General features: G+C 75.9%; 1 pseudogene. It reads left to right on the top strand.

The features are described from left to right. Positions 1-138: 138 nt before the first annotated feature. Positions 139-960, top strand: a pseudogene (locus tag AOK16_RS28875) (hypothetical protein); the annotation flags it as partial. Positions 961-1,124: the final 164 nt, after the last annotated feature.

The following is a 1,124-nucleotide window of genomic DNA, read 5'->3' as shown; positions in this document are numbered from 1 at the left end:
CCCGTCGGCCACACTGGACATGTGACCATGGGTGGACTCATCCCTACGAAGAGTGCTGACACCGACCCTTTTGCCTTACTCCCTGCCGTATCACCGGCCGGCCTGGCTGACCCGAAGCGACATCACGAGGCAGACTCAGTGAACTTCACGCGCTGGAGCGCCCGGCTCCCCGGAACACAGCGGCGCGCGGCCGCGCGCACCGACCGCGGTACGCGCCACCCGCAGGCCCCCACGGCCTCGGGGACCGGCGCAGGCGCCGGCGCGCGCGGCGGCAACCCCGTGCCCGCCGCGCGCGGGGAGCGCCGGGAGCCGACCGCCGCCGAGTCCACCCCATCCACCGCCACGCGCGCGTCGTCCTCGGAGGCGCACCCCACCCTGGACGGGCTGTCGGTGCACGACGTTCTCGGCCAAGTCCCGGGCCTGGTCGCGGTGGTGTACGGCCGGGACCATTGCATCGCGTACGTCAACGACGCCTACGCCGCGGTCTTCGGCCCGCGCGACGCGGGCGCCCCCGCGCGCGAGGCGCTGCCCGAGCTCGCGGAGCTGGGCCTGCTCCCCCTCATGGACCAGGTCCTGCGCAGCGGCAAGCCCCGCACGGTCAAGTCCCGCCGCGTGCCCGGCGGATACGTCGCCGGCGCGGGCGCGGAGGCGGCGCGTGAGGAGGCGGTGCGCGAAGAGGAGCCCGTCGTCGCCCTGGCGGGCGCGTCTGTGAACGGCTCCGGGCGGCACCACGCGAGCGCGGCCCGACCGGCCGCCCGCACCGGCTCCACGGTCGGCCTGAAGGCCGCCACAGGCCGCAAGCGCGACGGGTACTACACGTTCACGTGCAGCCCGATCGACCTGCCAGGGCCCGAGGCCGGGGCAGGCGGGGCGGCCGAGCCCGCCGACCTCGCGCCCCGGCCCCACCGCGGCGTCCTGGTCTTCGCCACCGACGTCACCGACCAGGTCGAGGCCGCCGAGNNCCGCCGAGCGGCTGCGCGCCAGCGAGGGCCGCCAGCGCGAGGCCGCCGTCACGCTCCAACACAGCTTGCTTCCCCAAGAGTTGGAGCAGCCCGATGACCTGCGCATCGCCGCCACGTACCTCCCCGGCGGCACCGACGCGGCGGTCGGCGGCGACTGGTACG

It is taken from the genome of Streptomyces pathocidini, from assembly GCF_001418495.1.
GTDB lineage: Bacteria > Actinomycetota > Actinomycetes > Streptomycetales > Streptomycetaceae > Streptomyces > Streptomyces pathocidini.
Note: the sequence above shows the minus strand (reverse complement) of the source record. Positions and strands in the feature narration are given on the sequence as shown.